Origin of the sequence: Oryzomonas japonica (genome assembly GCF_008802365.1) — a bacterium.
GTDB classification, from domain to species: domain Bacteria; phylum Desulfobacterota; class Desulfuromonadia; order Geobacterales; family Pseudopelobacteraceae; genus Oryzomonas; species Oryzomonas japonica.
In genome coordinates, this window is record NZ_VZQZ01000001.1 from 268038 (window position 1) to 289859 (window position 21822).

Consider the following 21822-nt stretch of genomic DNA (forward strand, 5'->3'; position numbering starts at 1 on the left):
AGTCCATATTATAACAATTCGGTTTCTGCCTCGGCAGGGCGTGGGTAGCGGCATAAGCGGCCCTCTTTCCCGTAACGGGCAAAAAGAAGCTTGCGGTCGGAGTTCCATTCTTCTGCTTGACGGCTCCCGCCGTTTTTCCTCGGGTCGAAAAGCCAGCTTTCGCTTGACAAACGAAAGTTTATAGCTTTAATTTATGAAAAAATCCTGACATTTGGAGGAATTATGCCATCCGGCATCCGGTGGGCCGTATGCGTTGCCGCTTCTCTCGCGCTGGCCGGTTGTGCGTCGAACGACCTCATGGTCAAACGCCAGACCGAGACCGAGGCGAAGGTCGAACATCTTATCCAGTCCGACAAGAGGGCCGAACAGCGTATGAATGAGTTGTCCGGCCAGGTCCAGTCCCAGGAAGATCAGGCCAAGGCCGTTAGCGCCCAACTCACGCAGCTTCAGGACACCATCAGGGAATTGCGGACCGCCCAGGATGAACTCAAGGCGCGCATCTCGCTGCAGGCGGCGCCCAAGATCGAGGTCATCAATCAGGAGGCCGCCTCCAAGGGCAAGGATTATGGGCCTCCTTCCGACTATGTCCAGGCGTTCGGCCTCTATAGCGCCAACAGCTTTCCGGCCGCCATCGAGGCGTTTGAAGCGTTTCTCAAAAACAACCCCAAAAGCAGCTATGCCGCCAACGCCGTCTATTGGATCGGCGAGTGCCACTATAGCCTGTCCGCGCTTCCCAAGGCGCGCGACGCCTTCCAAAAGGTTGTGGACGATTACCCCAAAAGCGCCAAGGCCCCGGATGCACTTCTGAAACTGGGGTATACTCTGGCGGCCATGGGCGAGAAGGATAAGGCTACCGCCGCCTATGAACGCCTGATCAAGGCCTATCCCGGCAGCCCGGTAGCGGCCAAGGCGCGGGAACGACTGACCGCCCATTAAGAGCTTGTAGCGTTTCCCGCTGTTTACTCTTTCAGGAACGACCGAGGTGCGTATGAGAATCAGACTTGCCATGCTGTTGTTTACCGTAGCGCTTTTCGTGCCCGGCCTGGCCTTGGCCGCGGATGAGGAACCGACCATCTACGTCATAAAGCAGGGTGATACCCTCTGGGGCCTGTCCGACCGCTTTATCAAAAACCCCCGCTACTGGCCGAACATGTGGTCCAGGAACAGCCAAATCACCAATCCGCACCTGATCTATCCGGGGCAAAAGGTTCGGGTGTTCCCCGACCGGCTGGAATTCGAGCCCAGGGACCAGGCCGCACCGGCAGCTCAAAAGGCGGCGGCTCAGGCGGAAACCATGGCCGAGGTGGTTGCCGAACGCACCTATAGCGTGCGGGGGAGTGAAGGCTTTCTGATGGAGACCGACGCCAAGCCGGCCGGTTCTATCGTCGCCATCCACCATGACCGTATCGTGGCCGGGGACGACGATATCGTCTACACCGATATCGGAAAGGTGCAAGGCGCGAAAGGAGGGGAAAAGTTTTCGGTCTACCGGAAGGAGGGGACCGTCAGCCATCCCGTCACAAGCGAGATCATGGGCACCAAGGTGGTTCCGCTGGGAACGCTGCAACTGACCGACTTGGAGCAAAAGGCCTCGCGCGCCATCATTACCAAGACCTATCAGGAAATCTCCCCCGGCTCCTACCTTATGCCGTATCGCGACGACAAACGCCGGGAGGTATCCCTCAAGATGCCGACCAGGGAGTTGAAAGGGTATATCGTCGAGAGCTACAGCGGGACTGAGATCATCGCTGCCGGCGACATCGTCTACATCGACCTGGGAAGCGCCCAGGGGGCCGAGGCAGGCAATATGCTCTATATTATCCGCGATGTGGCCCTCGACCGAAAATACGTCGAAGGGCGTGTCGAGCGCTTGCCCCAGGAGCTGCTGGGGGCACTGGTCATTCTGGAAACCGGTAAAAGAACGGCGACCGCGTTGGTGGTCAAAAGCATCGATGCGATCTATAAGGGCGACAAGCTCGTCAGCCTGACAAAATAGGGATGAACGCACCACACGAGACCGGCCGGGGGGCCGGTCTTTTTTTTCTCTCATGTCCGCGGGAGCGGCGACTGGAGGGTGTGGGATATGGAAGAATTCTACTGGCTGGGTCTCAAGGCGGTGCCCGGCATCGGCAATGTCACCTTTCGGCGCCTGCTGGAACGTTTCGACGCCCCCGGGGCGGCGCTGGCCGCATCGCCGTCGGAGCTGGCGGGTGTCAGGGGGATGACCCCGGCCGTGGTTGGGGCGATCAGGGAAGGGAGCTGGAAGCGTTTTGCCGACGAGGAGTGCCGCCGGCTGGCGGGAAGCGGCGCGCGGCTGGTCACGTTCGTCTCGGCCGACTACCCCAAGTCCCTGTTCGAGATTCCCGATCCGCCCCCCTTTCTGTACGTGCGAGGCGAACTGCGCAGTAGCGAATTGGCCGTGGCGATCGTCGGCTCACGCCGGGCGACCTCCTACGGGCTGCTGGCCACGGGACGTCTCGCCGAGGCGCTGGCCGGGCATGGCGTGGCCGTGATATCGGGCATGGCGCGCGGGATCGATACCGCAGCCCACAAGGGGGCGCTCCAGGGGGGCGGCAGAACCGTCGGCGTCCTGGGATGCGGCATCGACAAGGTGTATCCGCCCGAAAACCGCACGCTCTTCGAGGCGGTGTCCGAAACGGGGTGCCTGGTGTCCGAGTTTTCCCTGGGGACGTTGCCGCTGGCGGAGAACTTTCCCCGCCGCAACCGGATCATCAGCGGGCTGTCCCGCGGCGTGCTGGTGGTGGAGGCTGCCGAAAACAGCGGTTCCCTGATCACCGCCCAATTTGCTCTTGAGCATGGTCGCGACGTCTTTGCCGTTCCCGGCAACATCTCCTTTGCCGCCTGCCGCGGCAGTAACCGTTTGATCAAGCAGGGGGCCAAACTCGTTGACTGCGTGGAGGATATCCTGGAGGAACTGCCCGGTCCCCTGGCCCTGAACGGAGAACATGCCCCGGAGCAGGCCGTCGCCCGAACCTTCAGCCTGACCCCCAGGGAAGCCGCCGTATATGAGCTCCTGGCCCGTTCGTCGCTGCATATCGACGACATCATCGCCCAAACGGAATTGACAGCCGGAGAGGTTTCCTCTATGTTACTGCACCTTGAGCTCAAGGGGGCGATAACACCGCTGCCGGGCAAGCATTTTGCCGTAGCAGGGTAATGGTGAAGCAGGCTACGGGCCTCTCCCCCGTGCGCTGAATTATTATTAATTATCTCAGAAGGATGTATTCATGTCGCAGAATCTCGTTATCGTAGAATCGCCCGCCAAGGCGAAGACCATAGAGAAGTTCCTGGGCAAGGATTACAAGGTCTTGGCCTCTTTCGGCCATGTACGGGCCCTGCCCAGCAAACAGGGCTCGGTGGATATCGGGAACGATTTCGAACCCAAATATCATGTGCTGCCCGAGAGCAAGAAGCACCTCGACGCCATCAAAAAGGCCCTCAAGGAATCCGACCGACTGCTTCTCGCAACTGACCCCGACCGCGAAGGGGAGGCCATTTCCTGGCATCTGCTGGCTGCCCTGGGGCTGGACAAAAAGAAGAATCCGGGCATCGAGATCCAGCGTGTCGTGTTCCACGAGATCACCAAGGATGCCATCATCCATGCCGTGGAACATCCCCGCGCCATTGCCGCCGAACTGGTGGACGCCCAGCAGGCCCGTTCGGTGCTGGATTACCTGGTCGGTTTCAACCTTTCCCCCTTCCTGTGGAAGAAGATCCGTTACGGCCTTTCGGCCGGCAGGGTGCAATCGGTGGCCCTGCGTCTGGTCTGCGAACGGGAAAAGGAGATCCAGGCCTTTGTCGAGCAGGAATACTGGACCATTGCGGCCCGCCTGGGGGTTGCACCGGGGCAGGAGTTCAAGGCCGGCCTCGTGGCGGTGGGCGGCAAGAAGCTGGGCAAGTTCGACATCCCCGGCGAAGAGGTGGCGACCGGCCTGAAAGCGGCCCTCCAGTCGGGCAGCTACCGGGTCGACAAGATCACCAAGACCGAGAAGAAACGCACCCCGGCACCGCCGTTCACCACCTCGACCCTCCAGCAGGAGGCCTCCCGCAAGCTCGGCTTTTCGGCCAAGAAGACCATGTCCACGGCCCAGAAGCTCTACGAGGGGATCGACATCGGAGAGGGGGGCACGGTCGGTCTGATCACCTATATGCGTACCGACAGCGTCAACCTCTCCAACCAGGCCCTTCTGGAGGCCCACGACGTCATCTCCGCCGCCTACGGCCCGGAATACGCCCTGGCCAAGCCTCGTCTCTACCGTACCAAGACCAAGAACGCCCAGGAGGCCCATGAGGCCATCCGGCCGACCTATATCTCCAAGACCCCGGCCGAGTTGAAGAAGTTCCTGACCCCCGATCTGCACAAGCTGTACGAACTGATCTGGAAACGCACCGTGGCCTGCCAGATGGCCGAGGCGCTCTTGGATCAGACCTCGGTGGACATTGCGGCGGACCTTGCCGCGCCCCCCGCCGCCGGCCCGTTCAGCGGAGCCCGGCAGGCCGGCCTGCGCGCCAGCGGCACGGTGATCCGGTTTCCCGGCTTCATGAAGCTCTATATCGAGGGGCTGGACGATCAGGACGAGGAAAAGGAAGGGCTGTTGCCCGCCATGGCTGAAGGTGTCTCCCTCAAACAGCACGAGATCATCCCGGAACAGCATTTCACCCAGCCGCCGCCGCGCTACACCGAGGCCACCCTGGTCAAGACCCTGGAGGAGTACGGCATCGGCCGCCCATCCACCTATGCCTCGATCATGAACACCCTGGTGGAGCGCAAGTATACCCGCCTGGACAAGAAACGCTTCTTCCCCGAGGATGTGGGCATGGTGGTGAACGACCTGCTGACGGCCCATTTCGCGCGCTACGTGGACTACAACTTCACCGCCGGGCTGGAGGAGGAACTGGACCAGGTCTCCCGGGGCGAAAAACAGTGGAAGCCGCTCCTGAAGGAGTTCTGGGAGCCGTTCTCCACCCTGCTCAAGCAGAAGGAGGGGGAGGTCAACAAGTCCGACCTGACCACCGAAGCCATGGACGAGGCCTGCCCCGAATGCGGCAAGCCGTTGGTGGTCAAGCTGGGCAAGCGGGGCAAGTTCATCGCCTGTTCCGGCTTTCAGGAGGGGTGTAAATACACCCGCAACATCGATGCGGAAAAAGGTGCCGAGTCGGCGGAGCCGGTCCTGTCCGACGAGAAGTGCGAAAAATGCGGCCAGCCGATGCTGATCAAGGACGGTCGCTACGGCAAATACCTGGCCTGCTCCGGCTATCCGGCCTGCAAGAACATCCAGCCGCTGGTCAAGCCCCGGGGCACCGGCGTGGTCTGTCCTGAGTGCAAGGAAGGGGAGTTGACGGAAAAGAAATCCCGCTACGGCAAGATGTTCTACTCCTGCAACCGCTATCCCCAGTGCAAGTTTGCCCTGTGGGACCTGCCGGTGGAACGGAAATGCCCCAAGTGCGGTTTCCCGCTGCTGGTGAAGAAGATCAGCAAGCGCGAGGGGGAGTACGTCAAGTGCCCCAAGGAAGGGTGCGACTTCAAAGAGGGCGGCAAGGAAGCGAAATAATTGGAAACTCTTACCATCATCGGAGCTGGCCTGGCAGGTTGCGAAGCTGCGTGGCAGGCGGCGCAGCGCGGCGTTTCCGTCGTCCTTCACGAAATGAAGCCCGAGCGCTTCTCCCCGGCCCACCATCTGGCGGGCCTGGCGGAGTTGGTCTGTTCCAACTCCCTGCGGGGGGACTCCCTTGAAAACGCTGTGGGGCTCCTCAAGGAGGAGTTGCGGCGCTGCGGCTCCCTGACCATGGAGGCGGCCGAAGCCACCCGCGTCCCGGCAGGCGGCGCCCTGGCCGTGGATCGGCAACTTTTCTCCGACTATATCACCGCGAAGATCGCTGCGCATCCCCTCATCCGGCTGGAGCGGGGCGAGGTTACCGACCTGCCCGCCGCCGGTACCGTGGTCATCGCCTCAGGCCCCCTGACCAGCGATGCCCTGGCGGAACCGCTGGCCCGCTTGACCGGGGACCGGCTGTACTTCTACGACGCCATCGCCCCCATCGTTGCCGCCGACTCCCTCGACATGACCACGATCTTCGCCGCCTCGCGTTACGGCAAGGGGGACGGGGACGACTATCTCAACTGCCCCATGAATGAGGCGGAGTACCTGCGGTTCGTGGATGAACTGGTCAGAGGGGAAAAGGTTCCGCCGCGGGATTTCGAAAAGATCGTCCACTTCGAGGGGTGCATGCCGGTTGAGGAGATGGCGGAGCGGGGCGTGGAAACGCTCCGGTTCGGGCCCATGAAGCCGGTGGGGTTGAGCGACCCCCGCACGGGCGTCGAGCCCCACGCCGTGATCCAACTCAGGGCCGAAAACCGGGAACGGACCATGTTCAATCTGGTAGGCTTCCAGACCAAGCTGACCTGGCCGGAGCAGCGGCGCATCTTCCGTATGATTCCGGGACTGGAGCGGGCCGAGTTCGTCCGTTTGGGCTCCCTGCACCGCAATACCTTCATCAATGCCCCGGCCCTGCTGCTGGAGACCCAGCAGCTCAAAAGCGACCCCCGCATCATCTTCGCCGGCCAGATCACCGGGGTGGAGGGGTATGTGGAATCGGCGGCCAGCGGTTTCCTGGCGGGCATAAACGCCGCATGTCTCCAGCAGGGACGCCCCCTGCCGGTGCCCCCCGCCGAAACGGCCCTGGGGGCGCTGGTGCATCACATCACCAACGCCGACGTGCGTCACTTCCAGCCCATGAACGTCAATTACGGATTGTTCCCCGAGCTTGCGGGGCGGGTGAAGAAAAAGGAAAAGCGTCAGAAACTGGCGGAACGCGCCCTGGAGAGGCTTGAGGATTGGCGCGCCGGTTTGTAGGCGTCCCTACTCTCCGGCCCGGTACTCATCCAGTTCACCGATCTCCGCTTCAGCGCTCCCCTCCTTTGCCAGCTTGCCCAAATCTTCCGGCAGGATGGAGACAATCATCCCGCCTAGAATCAACAGAGCCCCAGCCAAACCATAGATGCCCAGCCGCTCGTTGATCGCGTACCAGGCGTACAGGGCCGCAAAAACCGGTTCGGTACAGAAGATCAGAGCCGTGTTGGTGTGGCTGATGAAACGCTGCATGGACGTCTGCACCAGAAAGGCGAACACGGTTGCGATCAGTGAGCAGACGATCAGGGTCCCCAGAAGTTGGGGGTGCCAGACAAAAACCTGCTTGCCGCGGATAACGGCGCCGGCGGTACTCAAGAGGGCCACCATGCCCAACTGTATGGCGGTCAGCCAGTAGTAGTCGCTCTGGCGGGCAAACTCGCCGGTATAGATCAGGTGCAGGGAGACACAGAGGGCGCAGATGGCGGCCAGAATGTCGCCGGTGGTGAAGTGCCAGGTCCCGTTGCCGCACAGAAGGAACAAGCCGGCAACGGAAAGGATCACGGCGACCCTGACGGTCCTCGGAATACGCTGGCGCAGCATGAGCGCCGAGATGACCGGCACCATGACGACGTTCAACCCGGTCAGGAAGGCGGTATTGGAGGCGCTGGTGTAGAGCAGTGCGACGGTTTGGAAGGCATAGGAGCCGAACAGGAATACCCCCATCAGGCACCCTTGGCGCAGGGTCCCCCTGTCCAGGCGCTTGCCCTTGATCATGCTGACCGGCAGGATCAAGGCGAAGGCCAGGATGAAGCGCTGGGCCAGAAATACGAAAACATCGACGCTTTCCACGGCCTCCTTGACGACCGTGAAGGTCACCCCCCAGAAAAAGGTGGTGGTCAGCAGCAACACTGCTGCTTTGAATCGGTTCATTGCCTGATACTCCGGAATCCACTGAATAATTTATTTTTATCAAAAATAGTAATATCCACATGTTTCATAAACGAAGGAGCCCGCGAGGGCAAGCAAAAAGCTGCGACATCGTGCAAATGGTTTCCGAAACGTTGCGAACCGGTGTTTTTTTGTTGACAATACTGCGTTACATCCCCTAAAAGAACAGCGTGGTCTTACCATTATCGTTTACAGTTTAATGAAAAAGGAGAGGATCCAATGAAATTTTTGCGTACGTTTACTGCAACTGCGGCATTGCTGGCCGCTTTGTCCCTCACCGCATTTGCCGCCCCCAAGAGCATCAAGGTCGCCACCGACGCCACTTGGCCGCCGATGGAGATGGTTGACACGAACAAGCAGATCGTCGGCTATGATATCGACTTCTTGAAAGCTGTCGCCAAAGAGGCTGGCGTGGCGGTCGTGATCAAAAACACCGCCTGGGACGGCATCTTTGCCGGTCTTGATTCCGGCCAGTACGACGCCATCATCTCTTCCGTCACCATCACGAAAGAACGCCAGGCAAAATATGATTTTACCGAGCCGTATACCAGCATCGGCCAAATCCTGATCGTCCCCAAAACCAACAAGACCGCCAAGGTCATTGCCGACCTGAAGGGCAAGAAGGTCGGTGCCCAGATCGGCACGACAGGTGCGATGGAGATCAAGAAGGTCACCGGCGTCGAGCTCAAAACCTATGACGAGATCGGCCTGGCCTTCGAGGACATGGCAGCCGGCCGCATCTTCGGCGTGGTGTGCGACGAGCCGGTTGCCGCCCACTTTGCCCTCCAGAAAAAAGAGTACAAGGACAAATTCAAGATCGTCGGCAAATCCTTCACCAAGGAAGCCTACGGTATTGTCGTGAAAAAGGGTAACAAGGACCTGGTCGCCCTTCTCAACAAGGGGATCAAGGCGGTGAAGGCCAAGAAGCTGGACACCAAGATCCACACCAAGTGGGTGAAATAATTTGCTGAGAAGGGGCGGCTTCCCGGCCGCCCCTTCCCTTGCCCAACGCCCATGTCAAAAAATCCTACATCCCATACCCCCATAGATGTCGGCGACGGAGCCGCCATCCCCAACAAGAACGACGCCGGGTTGTTTACCGCCTGGCGCATCGCTTTTTTTGGCGCGATCTTCGTCTCCCTGTATCTTGCCTTTGGCAAGTCTGACCCTTATTACGAGATCTTCAAATTCGTCCCGGACGGCATTCTGGTCACCTTCAAGGTCACCTTCGGGGCCATCCTGCTGGCCACGTGCATCGGCCTGATCACCGGACTGGGAAGAATCTCCGACAACCGGTTCATCAACGGCGCCGCTTCACTGTATGTGGAGGTGATTCGCGGCATCCCGCTTCTGGTCCAGATCTTCTACATCTATTACGCCTTGGGCCGTTTCGTGAAAATCCCGGATATGCTGAGCGCCATCATCGCCATGGCGGTCTGCTACGGCGCCTACATGGGCGAAGTCTTCCGGGCCGGCATCCAGTCCATACCCAAGGGGCAGATGGAGGCGGCCCTGTCCCTGGGCATGTCCCGCGGCCAGGCCATGCGGCAGGTCATTCTGCCCCAGGCCTTCAAGGTGGTGCTGCCCCCCATCGGCAATGAGTTCATCGCCCTGCTCAAGGACTCCTCCCTGGTCTCCATCCTGGCAGTCTCCGACCTGCTGCGCCGCGGCCGGGAGTATGCCTCGGAAACCTTCAGCTATTTTGAAACCTATACGGTTATCGCCCTGATCTACTTGGTCATGACCCTGTTTTTTTCCAAGTTAATCGGTATCATGGAGGAACGGCTCAATGCAGGAAAATAGCCGACTTATGATAGAGGCGCGCGAGGTCTCCAAGTTCTATGGGGCGTTCCAGGCGCTGAAGAATGTCTCCTTCAGCGTCCGGGACGGCGAAAAAGTGGTCATCATCGGCCCCAGCGGTTCAGGCAAGAGTACCATCCTGCGCTCCATCAACCGTCTTGAGACCATCGACCGGGGCACCATCATCGTGGACGGCATGGATGTCAGCGACCCGAAGGTCGATATCTGCAAGGTACGGGAAGAGATCGGGATGGTGTTCCAGTCCTTCAACCTCTTTCCCCACAAGACCGTGCTGGAGAACCTGACCCTGGCCCAGACGGTGGTCCGCAAGCGCAACCGTCGGGAAGCGGAGCAGATTGCCCTGGAACTGCTCAAGAAGGTCGGCATCGCCGAGAAGGCCGCCGCCTATCCGGCCAAACTCTCCGGCGGCCAGCAGCAACGGGTGGCCATTGCCCGCTCCCTAGCCATGAACCCCAAGGCGATCCTGTTCGACGAACCGACCTCGGCCCTTGACCCGGAGATGATCGGCGAGGTCTTGGATGTCATGAAGAACCTGGCCCAGGAAGGGATGACCATGGTGGTGGTGACCCACGAGATGGGCTTTGCCCGCGAGGTGGCCGACCGGGTCATTTTCATGGACCATGGCCAAATCGTGGAGGAAGGAACGCCGGAGCATTTCTTCACCAGTCCCGACCATGAACGGGCCAAGCTGTTTCTGAGCCAAATATTGTAATGCGCAGTACGCGCACTCCCTTTGAAGGGGGGATGTAATCAGCAGAACATCACACAAAGGAGGAAGTACCATGAAAAGACGTAATGTCCTTGCAGCGTTGGCCATTCTCGGCGTGACCGCCGCTGCGACCACTCCGGCAATGGCGCTGGAAAACGAGTTCCACGGAATGTTCCAGGCGCAGTACATCAACTCCAACTTCAACGGAGCAGCCACAACCACTTTCCCCGCTAATGCCGGTGTAGGGCCGACCTACGGTGGCGATACCCAGTACGTCCCCTTCGGCCTGCCCAAACATGTATACTCGGCCAACTTCGTCGAGCAGCGCGCCCGGCTCGGCTACACCGCCAAGGCCAGCAGCGACCTGAAACTGGTCACCCAATTTGAGTTGGACTACGCCTATTGGGGCGACAGCTCCTACGGCACGCATCGCAATCACGGCGCGGCCATCGGTGCAGACCAGACCAACATCGAGACCAAGAGCATCTACCTGGATGCCAATATCTTCAAGGACGTCAACATGAGGCTGGGCATGATGCCCTATAACGACTCCTTCAAAAGCATCATGTTCGACGCCGACATGGCCGGCATCGCCTTCTCCAGCAGCTACAACAAATTCACCCCCACCATCGGCTTCTTCCGCTTCAACGACACCGGCAACAATAAAGACAACGTATTGGGCCACCTGACCAACGACCTGTTCGTACTGGACGGCAAGTATGAAGTGAACAAGGACCTGAAGGTGGGCGCTGCCTACTACTTCTTCAGAAACAATGCTATTACTACCGATAGCAATGATCTCACCAATATTGATTTCCAACAGGACGTCAAGCTCCATACCTTGGGCCTGAACGCCGAGTACACCGCCGGCCCGCTGACCCTGAACGGGTTCGGTATCCTGGAAGTGGGCACGGTCAACGCGCGTGCCACCACCGCCTATGCCCTCAATGCCGGTGCCAAGTACAAGGTCGGTTCTGGTAAAGCCCATGCCGAGTTCCTGTATGTATCCGGTGATTCCGGCACGACCGGCCACAGCAACGCCTTCTACGCAGTGTTCAATAATGTTGGCACTGCTGAGCACGGTTACTATGACAACGAGATGGTCATCCTGGGCCGCGATAAAAACGCCATGACCACCGACAATTCGATCATTGCCACTGCCGGGAACTTTGGCCAGGGCCAGATCGGCGGCTATATCGGCTATGAACTGCCGCTCACCGACCGGCTGACCACCGCCGCCAATGCCGGTTTTGCCGCTGTGGCCAAGGATAACGGTGCGTTCGGCAAAGCTCACAAGAGCAACTACCTGGGCACCGAGATCAACGCCGAGGCCAACTACAAGCTGCTCGAAAACCTTACCGGCGGTGTCCGTGTCGCCTACGTGTTCCTGGGCGATTACTACAAGGGAGTTGCCCTGAACGGTGAGACACCGGTCAACCCCTATGATGCCAAGATCATCTTCAAGTACGCGTTCTAATTTCTGAAATCCATGGGGCGCTTCTGCGCCCCTGCTTCATTCCAAAGAAAAGGAGCAGACCCATGAAAAAAGTTCTGATTGCCGTACTGACCGCCTTTGCCCTCTCCGCCGCTACCGCGGCGTTTGCAGCCGATGTGAAGAGCAGTGAAAAAGACGAGTGCCTCCTGGCCTCCAAGGGATGCAAGGATCAGGTGGACAGCATCCAGCAGCGGATCAGGAAGATCAACACCGAGATCAAGAAGGGCAAGAAGGTTTATTCCGCAGAGGAATTGAAAAAACTGCAGCAGAAGCTGAAGGAAGCGGACGAAATCCTGAACAACCTCGATAAGCCGGGTCGCTAACCAGACACTATCTCTCCAAGGGAGGAAACCATGAACTTCAAGAAGAGTGCTGCCCTGTTGTTGGCCGGCGTACTGGCCCTGTCTGTAACCGCCGGCTGCAAGAAAAAGGAAGAGGCAAAACCTGATGCGGCTCCCAAGGCTGCCGGCGACACGGTAAAGATCGGCTTTCTCGGCGCCCTGACCGGTGACGTCGCCATGTTCGGCGCGCCGACCCTGGTCGGCATGAAGATGGCAGCCGAAGAGATCAATGCGGCCGGCGGCGTCAACGGCAAGAAGATCGAGATCGTTGAAGCCGATGACCGCGGCGACAAGCAGGAAGGGGCCTCGGTCACCCAGAAACTGATCAGCCGCGACAATGTTGTGGCTATCGTGGGCGACCCGACCACCGGCATCACCAAGGTTGCCGCCCCGATTGCCCAGAAGGCCCAGGTTGTGCTGCTCTCGGCCGGCGCCACCGGCCCGGGCGTGGTGGAGATCGGCGATTACATCTTCCGCGACACGCTGCTGGACAGTGTGGCGATCCCGGCCCTGCTGGATTACTACGCCAAGAACCTCAAGTTCAAGAAGGTGGCCATGCTCACCTCGGACAACAACGATTACAGCGTCGGCATGTCCCAGCTCTTCCGTGACTCCGCCAAAGGCGCCGGCATCGAGATCGTGGCCGACGAGAAGATCAAGGACGGGGACAAGGACTTCTCCGGCCAGATGACCAACATCAAGGCCAAAAAACCTGACATCCTCTTCTACTCCGGCTACTACACCGAGGGCGCCCTGCTCATGAAGGAAGCCCGCAAGCAGGGGATCAAGGTCAACATATTCGGCGGCGACGGCCTGTTCTCGCCCGAGTTCATCAAGCTGGGCGGCACAGCGGTGGAAGGTGCCATGTCCTACGTCGGGTTCTCCCCCGAACAGGCGTCACCGGTGACCGCCAAATTCATCGAAGCCTTCAAGGGCAAGAACAACGGTGCCCTTCCGGGCCTGTTCGACGCCCAGGGGTATGATGCGGTCAAGCTTATCGCCTCTGCCATGACCGCCGCCAAGAGCAACGATCCGAAGGTGTTCAAGGATGCCATCGCCAAGATCAAAAACTTCGAAGGCGTTTCCGGCACGATCACCATCCGCAACAACCGCGAGCCGATCAAGTCGCCGCTCTGCCTGCTGGAAGTCAAAGGCGGCAAATATGTCCTGAAGGCCAAGGTCCCGGTCAAGATGGATTAAGTTGCATCGCAACGCTTTCGTGGGTGCCTCCGCGAATGCAAACGCCGTGCGACCTTTATGGTCGCGCGGCGTTTGTTTTTTTGGGGGGGGGGGCGGAAAAAGGTTACGCCTCCTTCTCCTCCATGTAGGTGTTGAAACGCCGTACATGCCCCTGGGCCAATTCCCTTGCCGCCTCCTCATTCCTTTCCGTTACGGCGGTCACGATTGCCTGCAGATCGTTGAAATTCTCCTGGAGTATCTTCTTCCCCCGGGACAGGTAGTTCTCGTAGTAGGTGTGGATGTTGTAATAGACGCTTTCCAGGACGGAGATGAAGAGTTGGTTGCCGCTCATGCGGGCCAGGGCCATGTGAAGCATCTCGTCGGTACGGATGAAGGCGTCCCACCCCTTGCGTCCCTCTTTCAGATGTTCCTCGGCCTCGGTCAGCAGCTTCTTCAACAGGGCCATGTCCTGTTCCTGCCCACGCTGAGCCGCCAAGGCCGCCACGCCACCCTCCATCCCCTCGCGGAATTCGGCCAGGTCGCGCAGGGAAACCGTCCGGTTGCGAATCAACAATCCCAAATTCTCGCTGAGTTGTTCGCTGTTGACCTCCCTGATGATGGAACCACCCGCCACGCCGGTCCGGATCTCGATCAGCCCCTTCTGCTCCAGTACCCGCAGCGCTTCGCGCAGTGTCCCCCGGCTGACGCCGAACTGTTCCTTCAAATCCCGTTCGGCCGGGAGTTGACTCCCCGGCTTGAGCGTGCCCGCTATGATGCCGTCCTGGATCTGTTCGACCACATCCTGATAGGCACGGCTCTGTTTGACATGTTTGAACATGTTGCTATCCTTCCTCAAGGCGTTTTTTACTCGTTTTCCGCCTCTAATGGTTAAACCACACTACCATTTTTACCGGCCAGAGACAAGCGCAGCCTGGTCATTTGCCGTTTTGTTCCCTTGACACCAGGAATAAAATTTCGTACTAATGGTTAAACCATTTGCAGCTGATTCCGTATCACATTCACAGTGGCACAAGGAGAGTCATATGCAGAATCCAGAGCTCAACACGAAGATCGTAGCGCGCGGCAAGGATTTCTTCTCCACCATCTCCGGTGAAAAGCCCTCTCTCTTCAACAAAGGGGCCTGGATGGGCAAGGTCATGGACTGGAGCATGCAGAACGAGCAGTTCAAGGTCCAGATGTTCCGCTTTGTGGACGCCTTTCCCTCCCTGACGACCTCCAAGCTCCTGACCGACCATATCCGCGAGTATTTCGGCGAGGAGAAAGATATGCCGCCGGTACTCTCCACCGGCGCCAAGATGGCCGGGATGCTCGGTTCCCTGGGTGGAGCGATGCTCAACAAGTTCATCTCGGCCAATATCCAGGAGATGGCCCGCCAGTTCATCGTGGGCGAAAACACCAAAGAAGCCATAAAGAACATGGAAAAGCTGCGTAAGGACGGTTTTGCCGCCGTGGTGGACGTGCTGGGCGAGGCCACCCTCTCGGAGGAAGAGGCCGAGGTCTACGTGACGACCTACCTGGAGTTGCTGGACGCCCTCAAGAATGAACAGAAGGGGTGGAAGGGGCTGGCCGGCCACGGTGGAGATGGAAATCTGGACTGGGGCCACGCGCCCAAGGTCAATATCGCCGTCAAGCCGACCGCCCTGTTCTGCCTGGCCAACCCCCAGGATTTCGAGGGGTCGGTGGAGGCGATCCTGCGCCAGATGCGCCGAATCTGCGCCAAGGTCGTGGAGATGGAAGGTTTCCTCTGCATCGACATGGAGTCCTACCGCTTCAAGGAGATCACCCAGGAGGTGTTCCGCCGCCTGAAGATGGAATATAAGGAATATCCGCACATCGGCATCGTGTTCCAGGCCTACCTGAAGGATACGGACAAGGATCTGGCCAATATGCTGGCCTGGGCCAAGGCCCAGAATACGCAGATATCGATCCGCCTGGTCAAGGGCGCCTACTGGGATTACGAGACGGTCAAGGCCAAGCAGATGGGCTGGCCGATCCCGGTCTGGACGATCAAGGCCGAAAGCGACGCCGCCTATGAACGCCAGGCGCGCCTGATCCTGGAAAACCACCAGATCTGCCATTTCGCCTGCGCCTCCCACAACATCCGCACCATCTCGGCCGTCATGGAGATGGCCAACGCGCTGCACGTGCCCGAGTCGCGCTACGAGTTCCAGGTGCTGTACGGCATGGCCGAACCGGTCCGCAAGGGCATCCTCAAGGTCGCGGGGCGCATCCGCCTCTACTGCCCCTACGGCGACATGGTGCCGGGCATGGGATACCTGGTGCGGCGCCTGCTGGAAAATACCGCCAATGAATCCTTCCTGCGCCAGAGTTTTGCCGAAGATGCCCAGATCGAGCGCCTCCTGGAAGACCCGGACAAGACTGCGGATCGCGAGCGGAGCGAACGGGACGCAAAGCCGAAGAAAGCGGTGGCCGGGCCCGGCGGCCTTCCCCGCTTCGTCAACGACCCCATGGTGGATTTCACCCGCGCCGACCATCGCGCCGCCTTCCCCGCCGCCCTTGCCCAGGTGCGCGCCAACGTTGGCAAGACCTATCCGCTCTTCATCGGCGGCCAGGAGGTGACCACCGCCGACCTGATCCCGACCGTCAACCCCGCCAAGCCGTCGGAGGTGCTGGGCCAGATCTGCCAGGCCGGCATCCCCGAGGTGACCAGGGCCATCGCCGCCGCCAAGGCCGTCTTCCCGACCTGGCGCGACACGCCGCCACGCGAACGGGCTCAGTACCTGCTCAAAGCGGCCGAGATCGCCCGCAGGCGCGCCTTCGAACTGTCGGCGTGGCAGGTGCTGGAGATCGGGAAACAGTGGGACCAGGCCTATGCCGACGTGGGCGAGGCGATCGACTTCCTGGAGTACTATGCACGGGAGATGATTCGTCTGGGAACCCCCCAACGGGTCGGCAACGCGCCCGGTGAGCTGAACCACTACTTCTACGAGCCCAAGGGGCTGGCGGCGGTCATAGCACCGTGGAACTTTCCGCTGGCCATCAGCATGGGCATGGCGTCCGCCGCCATCGTGACCGGCAATCCGGTGATCTACAAGCCTTCCAACATCACCGGCATCATCGGCCATCACCTGATGGAGATCTTCAAGGAGGCCGGGCTGCCGGCCGGCGTGTTCAACTACGTCCCCGGCCGTGGCAGTGTGATGGGGGACTTCCTGGTGGATCACCCGGACATCAGTCTCATCGCCTTCACCGGTTCCATGGAGGTCGGCCTGCGCATCGTCGAACGGGCCGCCAAGGTCTATCCGGGCCAGCCCAACGTCAAGAAGATCATCTCCGAAATGGGGGGCAAGAACGCGATCATCATCGACGACGACGCCGACCTGGACGAGGCCGTGCCGCACGTACTCTACTCGGCTTTCGCCTTCCAGGGGCAGAAGTGCTCGGCCTGTTCGCGGGTCATCGTCCTGGATGCGGTCTACGACAGGTTCACGGAACGACTGGTAAAGGCTGCCCAGGCCTATCGGATCGGTCCCTCCGAGGACCCGGTCAACACCATGGGGGCCGTGGCCGACGCCGCCGCTCAGAAGAGCATCCTCGAGTATGCCGCCCTGGGCAAGCAGGAAGGGAAGTTGCTCTACGAAAGCCCGATCCCCCAAGGAGAGGGATACTGGGTGCCGCTGACCATTGTCGGCGGCATCACCCCGCAGCACCGACTGGCCCAGGAAGAGGTATTCGGCCCGGTGCTGGCGGTCATGCGCGCCAAGGATTTCGACCAGGCCGTGGAGTGGGCCAACTCGACCCGCTTTGCCCTGACCGGCGGCATCTTCAGCCGCAGCCCCGAGCATCTGGCCCAGGCACGCCGCGACTTCCGGGTGGGCAACCTGTACATCAACCGCAACAACACCGGGGCCCAGGTGGAGCGTCAGCCCTTCGGCGGGGCGCGCATGTCGGGCGTCGGCACCAAGTCGGGCGGCCCCGACTACCTGCTGCACTTCATGGACCCGAGGGTGGTGACGGAAAATACCATGCGCCGGGGGTTTGCACCCATAGAATCGGATGACGACTGGGTTGAATAGGGATAAGGTGTGAATGGTGAATCGTGAATCGTGAATCGTGAATCGTGAATCGTGAAGAAGTAAACGGCCTTTCATTCACCTTTCACGATTCACAGCCTGACCCGACTATGTCCCAAAGAAAAAAGCTCGCCTTGGCGGGCTTTTTTCTTTTCAAAGCAGCAAAACTCTGGAAAAATACGCGGCATGACGGAATCAACCAAAGGCACCATCTATGCCCTGCTGTCCGTGGGGCTGTTCGCCACCCTCGGCACCGGCTTCAAGGTGGCGGTAACGCATCTGGGGAGCTTCTCGGTCGTGGTCTGGATGGGCATCTGGGCGACCCTTGCCCTCTTGGCATGGCTGGCGTGGGAGCGCAAGCTCGGGCTCATGGCGGCCGAGTTCCGCCGGAGGCCGCTGTTTTTCGTCCTGGCCGGGGTGATCGGCCTGGGGGTGCAGCAGCTGCTCTGCCTGAAGACCTACGAGTATATCCCGGCCAGCCAAGCGGTGATCCTGCACTATACCTATCCCCTGGTCATGCTCTTCCTGTCGTGGCTGGTGTTTCGGGAACGGTCCACCTGGTGGGCGGTGTTCTGCGTGGCGCTGGGGTTCGCCGGGGTCTGCGTGCTGGTGACGGCCGGCGGTGGGTTGGGCGATGTGCGTCTCTCGATCGGGGTGGCGCTGGCCATGGGGACCTCCCTCTCCTTTGGCCTGTTCTGCGTGTTGATCAAGCATGCCCGTTTCTCGGTAACGGCCGGCATGTTTCTCTTCAATCTGTTCGGGCTACTGTTCCTGCTCTGCCTCGTGCCCTTCTACCCCGTACGCTGGACGCCCGGTGGGGGCGACATGCTCCTGTTGGCCTACCTGGGGGTGGTGACCACCGCCCTGGCCCTGATCCTCTGGAACCGCGCCCTGCGCATGATCCCCACCAGCCGCTCGTCCAACTGCGCCCTGCTGGTGCCGATCCTGTCGCTGATCTGCATCGCCCTGGTGCTGAAGGAACACGTATCAGGCATGCAGGGGGTGGGGATGGCGGTGGTCATCGGCTCGGTCTTCCTGAACGTCAAGCTGGCAAACGTATCAAAGGCGTGAGCCCCGAATCCGCGGGGCCCGCGCGGCTCCTCTCACTTGCATGCCTCTGTCCCGGCGTTGCCGGTAGTATTCCCCTTCCGGGCGGAGTACGTGCAGTAGAGCCGGCATGATGCTCCACGGGCGGCGTCGGGACCCCGGCCATGCCGCTCGCTCCGCCGCACAGGCCCCACGGATCCGGGGCGCGGCCGGATGCTGTTGGTTTGGGCAACTCACCTTTTCCGGATGATAAATCTATGGCACAGACATTCGATTGCGTGAAAGAGGGGATAAAGGCGGCGTGGCCGATCTGCCTAGGGTATTTCCCCATCGGTCTCTCCCTGGGGGTACTCGCCCAAAAGGGGGGACTGCTCCCCTGGCAGGTAGGGCTCATGTCCATCGTAGTCTATGCCGGCGGCTCCCAGTTCATCGCCGTTGCCATGATCGGCAGCGGCGCCTCCATCCCGGCCATCGTTACCACCACCTTCATGGTCAATCTGCGCCACATGCTGATGAGCTCGGCTCTGGCGGTGCATTTTCCCGGCGTCTCCCGACGGTTCCTGGCCCTGTTCGCCTATGGCCTGACCGATGAGAGCTTTGCCGTCAACATGGTCCGATTCAACCGGGGGGGCTGGGAGCGGCGGAGCGCCCTGACGCTCAACCAGGCTACCAACTTTACCTGGTTCGTCAGCACCGTGGCCGGTGTCTATGTGGGGCAGTTCATTCCCTCCGGCGCCCTGGGGATCGACTACGCCCTGACCGGCATGTTCATCTGCCTGCTGGTCTTCCAGTTGCGCGGCCCGGTTTTCGTTGCCACCGCCCTGATGGCGGCCTTCTGTTCCGTGGTAGCCTATCTCTGGCTGCCGGGCAACGCTTACGTGATTGTTGCCTCCACTGTGGCGGCCACGGCCGGATTCATGCTGAAACGCTCCCTGCGGCACCGGGGAGGGCGGCCATGAGCGCCACCAACTATCTCCTGTTGATTATCTGCATGGGCGTTGTGACCTACCTGCCGCGCATGCTGCCCCTGGTAACCTTCTCCCGCCGGAAACTTCCTTCCTGGTTTGTGGAGTGGCTGGAGTTGATCCCGCCCGCCATCCTGAGCGCCCTGATCGCTCCGACGCTGTTTACCCAGGCGGCGCCCCGGGTGTTCGTCCTGGGCAAGGTTGAACTGCTGGCCGCCCTGCCGACCCTGGCCTTCGCCCTCAAGACCCGCTCGTTGGCCGGGACGGTGGTGGTGGGGATGCTCTGCTACTGGGGGTTGCATTACCTGATGTAATTCGACCTGAATCCGCGACACCTTCACGGCTCCTCTCGCTTAACATGCCTCAGTCCTGGCATTGCCGGCCGTGTCTGCACCGTAGCGAGGGCGCTCGGCAAAGCCGGCATGATGCTGAATGGGCGGCGTTGGACTCCGGCATGTCGCTCGCTCTGCCGTTCAGGCGTCACGGATTCAGGTCTCTTCCCACCCGGAACGGGGCTTTGTGGTTGCCAACGGGGCGGTTTGTGGGTAAAAGGAACAGGTAGACAATAAAGATCGGAGACAGGCAACAATGCACGCGTCCGAATGGAAGATAGGGGCGGAGTCGGTGCGGATGCTGGAGTTGGGGCATCCCTGGATCATTGCCGATACGTATACCAAGCGCTGGCCGACCGGTCAGGCCGGCCAACTGATTGAGCTGGCCGACGGTCAGGGGCGTTTCCTGGCAACGGCCCTGCTCGATCCGCAGGATCGTATCGTGGCACGGGTGCTGTCCCGGGAGCGGATGCGCCTGGACCGCGCCTGGCTGACGAAGCGTCTTCAGGCGGCCCTCGAATTGCGCCACGGCCATGCCGACCTGGGGGATACCACCGCCTACCGGCTGGTCAACGCCGAGGGGGACGGGCTTCCCGGCCTGACTGTGGACCGTTACGGCGATTACCTGATGGTGCAGATCTACTGCGCCGGCTGGCGGCCGTATCTCAAGCTCGTGACCCAGGCCCTGGGCGACCTGCTTGCACCCCAGGGGATCTACGAGAAGAGCCGCCCTCAGAAAACCCGCGAACTGGAAGCGGTCAGCGACACCAAGAGCTACGGCAGGCTGCTTGCCGGCACCGCCGCGCCCCAGCGCCTGGAGGTGCGGGAAAACGGCCTCAACTTCCTGGTGAGTCTGGAGCAGGGGCTGAACACCGGGCTGTTCCTGGACCAGCGCAAAAACCGCCGGGACCTGATGTCCAGGGTTCCCGGCAAGCGGGTGCTCAACCTGTTCGCCTACACCGGCGCCTTCTCGGTGGCTGCCGCCTCGGCGGGTGCCGTACAGGTGACGAGCGTGGACGCCTCGCCCGGCTATACCGAGTGGGCCAGGGCGAATTTCGGCCTCAACCGGCTCAATCCCAAGCGGCATGAATTCATTGTGGGGGACTGCCAACAGGTGCTGGCCGACCTGGGCAGCCGCGGGTGCCGTTACGATGTGGTGCTGATGGACCCCCCTTCCTTCTCCACCACGGCCAAGAGCCGCTTCACGACCCGCGGCGGCACCTCGGACCTGGTGGCGGCCGCCCTGCCGCTCTTGAGCGGCAACGGCCTTTTGATCGCCTCCTCCAACCACCAGAAGGTGGATACGGCGGAGTATCTCAAGGAGTTGCGCCGCGGCGCGCTCCAGGCGGGCAGTGACCTGAGGGTGGTCGGCCTGGCGGGGCAGCCGGAGGATTTCCCCTATCCGGTCACTTTCCCCGAGGGGCGCTATCTCAAGTACGCCCTCTGCGTGAAGGGCTCCTGAGCGGGCTGGTGATGCAAAAAGCAATGCAAAAGGGTGCGCCATGAACATGAACTACGGGTTCCTCAAGGATTTTGCCATTATTGTCGGCGGGCTGGTGACCATCTTCGCCTTTGTCAACGGCCTTCTGGAATACCGGCGCCAGGGGCGGCAGAAGCGGGAGGAGCATTTCACCCTGCTGCGCCGCCGCCTGAAGGAAAACCCGCGGTTCAAGGAGATCTGCTCCCTGATGTTCGCCGACGATCCGCGCCTGGCCCAGATCGATGCCCAGGACAAACGGGATTTCGTCGGTCTGCTGGAGGAGGTGGCCCTCCAGATGAACTCCGGGCTGATCCGCCCGGAACTGGCCCATTACATGTTCGGCTACTACACGCTTAAATGCATGGAGAGCAAGGATTTCTGGGCCAACCTGACCCTCGACGAGATTTATTGGAACCTGTTCCATGATTTTGCCCGGGAGATGAAACGCATGGAGACCTCCTTTGTCTTCGATCGGCGCAAGTTGCGCTTCTGATGCTGCTTCCGCCCCATGTCTGTCGGTGGCCATGAAAGGGTGCTACAATAGGAACAGGGATGCGTACGCATCTGAATGTTCGAGG

19 protein-coding genes are annotated in these 21822 nt (G+C 60.5%); 17 read left to right on the top strand and 2 right to left on the bottom strand.

Going from position 1 to position 21822, the window contains the following annotated elements:
• Window positions 1-222: 222 nt before the first annotated feature.
• From ybgF to trmFO, 5 genes are all read left to right on the top strand, one after another.
• The gene (gene ybgF / locus F6V25_RS01200; protein WP_151126450.1) at window positions 223-936 is read left to right on the top strand and encodes a tol-pal system protein YbgF; all 714 of its coding nucleotides are present in this window, start codon (window positions 223-225) and stop codon (window positions 934-936) included.
• 52 nt (window positions 937-988) lie between these two features.
• Window positions 989-1996, top strand: a complete 1008-nt coding sequence (locus tag F6V25_RS01205; RefSeq protein WP_151126452.1) for a LysM peptidoglycan-binding domain-containing protein — start codon at window positions 989-991, stop codon at window positions 1994-1996.
• A gap of 87 nt (window positions 1997-2083) precedes the next feature.
• A complete protein-coding gene (gene dprA, locus F6V25_RS01210; protein WP_151126455.1) occupies window positions 2084-3178 on the top strand; it encodes a DNA-processing protein DprA in 1095 nt (364 codons plus the stop codon).
• A 70-nt stretch (window positions 3179-3248) separates the two neighbouring features.
• Entirely contained in the window at window positions 3249-5573 is a 2325-nt protein-coding gene (gene topA / locus F6V25_RS01215) for a type I DNA topoisomerase (protein WP_149307516.1), read from the top strand.
• On the top strand, window positions 5574-6875 hold the full coding sequence (gene trmFO, locus F6V25_RS01220) for a methylenetetrahydrofolate--tRNA-(uracil(54)-C(5))-methyltransferase (FADH(2)-oxidizing) TrmFO (RefSeq protein WP_151126458.1): 1302 nt from the start codon (window positions 5574-5576) through the stop codon (window positions 6873-6875).
• A 6-nt stretch (window positions 6876-6881) separates the two neighbouring features.
• Here trmFO and F6V25_RS01225 read toward each other — a convergent pair whose 3' ends face one another.
• The gene (locus F6V25_RS01225; protein ID WP_151126461.1) at window positions 6882-7802 is read right to left on the bottom strand and encodes a DMT family transporter; all 921 of its coding nucleotides are present in this window, start codon (window positions 7800-7802) and stop codon (window positions 6882-6884) included.
• A gap of 237 nt (window positions 7803-8039) precedes the next feature.
• Here F6V25_RS01225 and F6V25_RS01230 point away from each other — a divergent pair, with 237 nt between their 5' ends.
• The 6 genes from F6V25_RS01230 (at window position 8040) to F6V25_RS01255 (ending at window position 13386) form a co-directional block, all read left to right on the top strand.
• Window positions 8040-8783, top strand: a complete 744-nt coding sequence (locus tag F6V25_RS01230) for a basic amino acid ABC transporter substrate-binding protein (protein ID WP_151126464.1) — start codon at window positions 8040-8042, stop codon at window positions 8781-8783.
• 51 nt (window positions 8784-8834) lie between these two features.
• Window positions 8835-9623 (top strand): amino acid ABC transporter permease, encoded by a 789-nt coding sequence (locus F6V25_RS01235; protein WP_151126467.1) that lies wholly within the window; start codon window positions 8835-8837, stop codon window positions 9621-9623.
• Window positions 9610-10353, top strand: coding sequence for an amino acid ABC transporter ATP-binding protein (locus tag F6V25_RS01240; RefSeq protein WP_275095125.1), 744 nt, complete (start codon window positions 9610-9612; stop codon window positions 10351-10353). The genes F6V25_RS01235 and F6V25_RS01240 overlap by 14 nt, the downstream gene beginning before the upstream one ends.
• Before the next feature lie 70 nt (window positions 10354-10423).
• Entirely contained in the window at window positions 10424-11827 is a 1404-nt protein-coding gene (locus F6V25_RS01245) for a hypothetical protein (RefSeq protein WP_151126472.1), read from the top strand.
• Window positions 11828-11889: 62 nt separating this feature from the next.
• Window positions 11890-12168 (top strand): hypothetical protein, encoded by a 279-nt coding sequence (locus F6V25_RS01250; RefSeq protein ID WP_149307509.1) that lies wholly within the window; start codon window positions 11890-11892, stop codon window positions 12166-12168.
• A 30-nt stretch (window positions 12169-12198) separates the two neighbouring features.
• Window positions 12199-13386, top strand: a complete 1188-nt coding sequence (locus tag F6V25_RS01255; protein WP_151126475.1) for an ABC transporter substrate-binding protein — start codon at window positions 12199-12201, stop codon at window positions 13384-13386.
• Window positions 13387-13489: 103 nt separating this feature from the next.
• On the opposite strand, the gene F6V25_RS01260 is transcribed toward F6V25_RS01255, so the two are convergent.
• Window positions 13490-14203, bottom strand: coding sequence for a FadR/GntR family transcriptional regulator (locus F6V25_RS01260; protein WP_151126478.1), 714 nt, complete (start codon window positions 14201-14203; stop codon window positions 13490-13492).
• 205 nt (window positions 14204-14408) lie between these two features.
• Here F6V25_RS01260 and pruA point away from each other — a divergent pair, with 205 nt between their 5' ends.
• The 6 genes from pruA (at window position 14409) to F6V25_RS01290 (ending at window position 21737) form a co-directional block, all read left to right on the top strand.
• Window positions 14409-17423: an L-glutamate gamma-semialdehyde dehydrogenase gene (gene pruA / locus F6V25_RS01265; RefSeq protein WP_151126480.1), complete on the top strand. Its 3015-nt coding sequence runs from the start codon at window positions 14409-14411 to the stop codon at window positions 17421-17423.
• A 183-nt stretch (window positions 17424-17606) separates the two neighbouring features.
• Window positions 17607-18491: a DMT family transporter gene (locus F6V25_RS01270; protein ID WP_151126483.1), complete on the top strand. Its 885-nt coding sequence runs from the start codon at window positions 17607-17609 to the stop codon at window positions 18489-18491.
• Between the two features lie 233 nt (window positions 18492-18724).
• A complete protein-coding gene (locus F6V25_RS01275; protein WP_151126485.1) occupies window positions 18725-19426 on the top strand; it encodes an AzlC family ABC transporter permease in 702 nt (233 codons plus the stop codon).
• On the top strand, window positions 19423-19746 hold the full coding sequence (locus F6V25_RS01280) for an AzlD domain-containing protein (RefSeq protein ID WP_151126488.1): 324 nt from the start codon (window positions 19423-19425) through the stop codon (window positions 19744-19746). Before F6V25_RS01275 ends, F6V25_RS01280 begins: the two co-directional genes overlap by 4 nt.
• A 274-nt stretch (window positions 19747-20020) precedes the next feature.
• A complete protein-coding gene (locus F6V25_RS01285; RefSeq protein ID WP_151126491.1) occupies window positions 20021-21226 on the top strand; it encodes a class I SAM-dependent rRNA methyltransferase in 1206 nt (401 codons plus the stop codon).
• Window positions 21227-21266: 40 nt separating this feature from the next.
• Window positions 21267-21737, top strand: a complete 471-nt coding sequence (locus tag F6V25_RS01290; protein ID WP_151126494.1) for a hypothetical protein — start codon at window positions 21267-21269, stop codon at window positions 21735-21737.
• Window positions 21738-21822 lie beyond the last annotated feature (85 nt).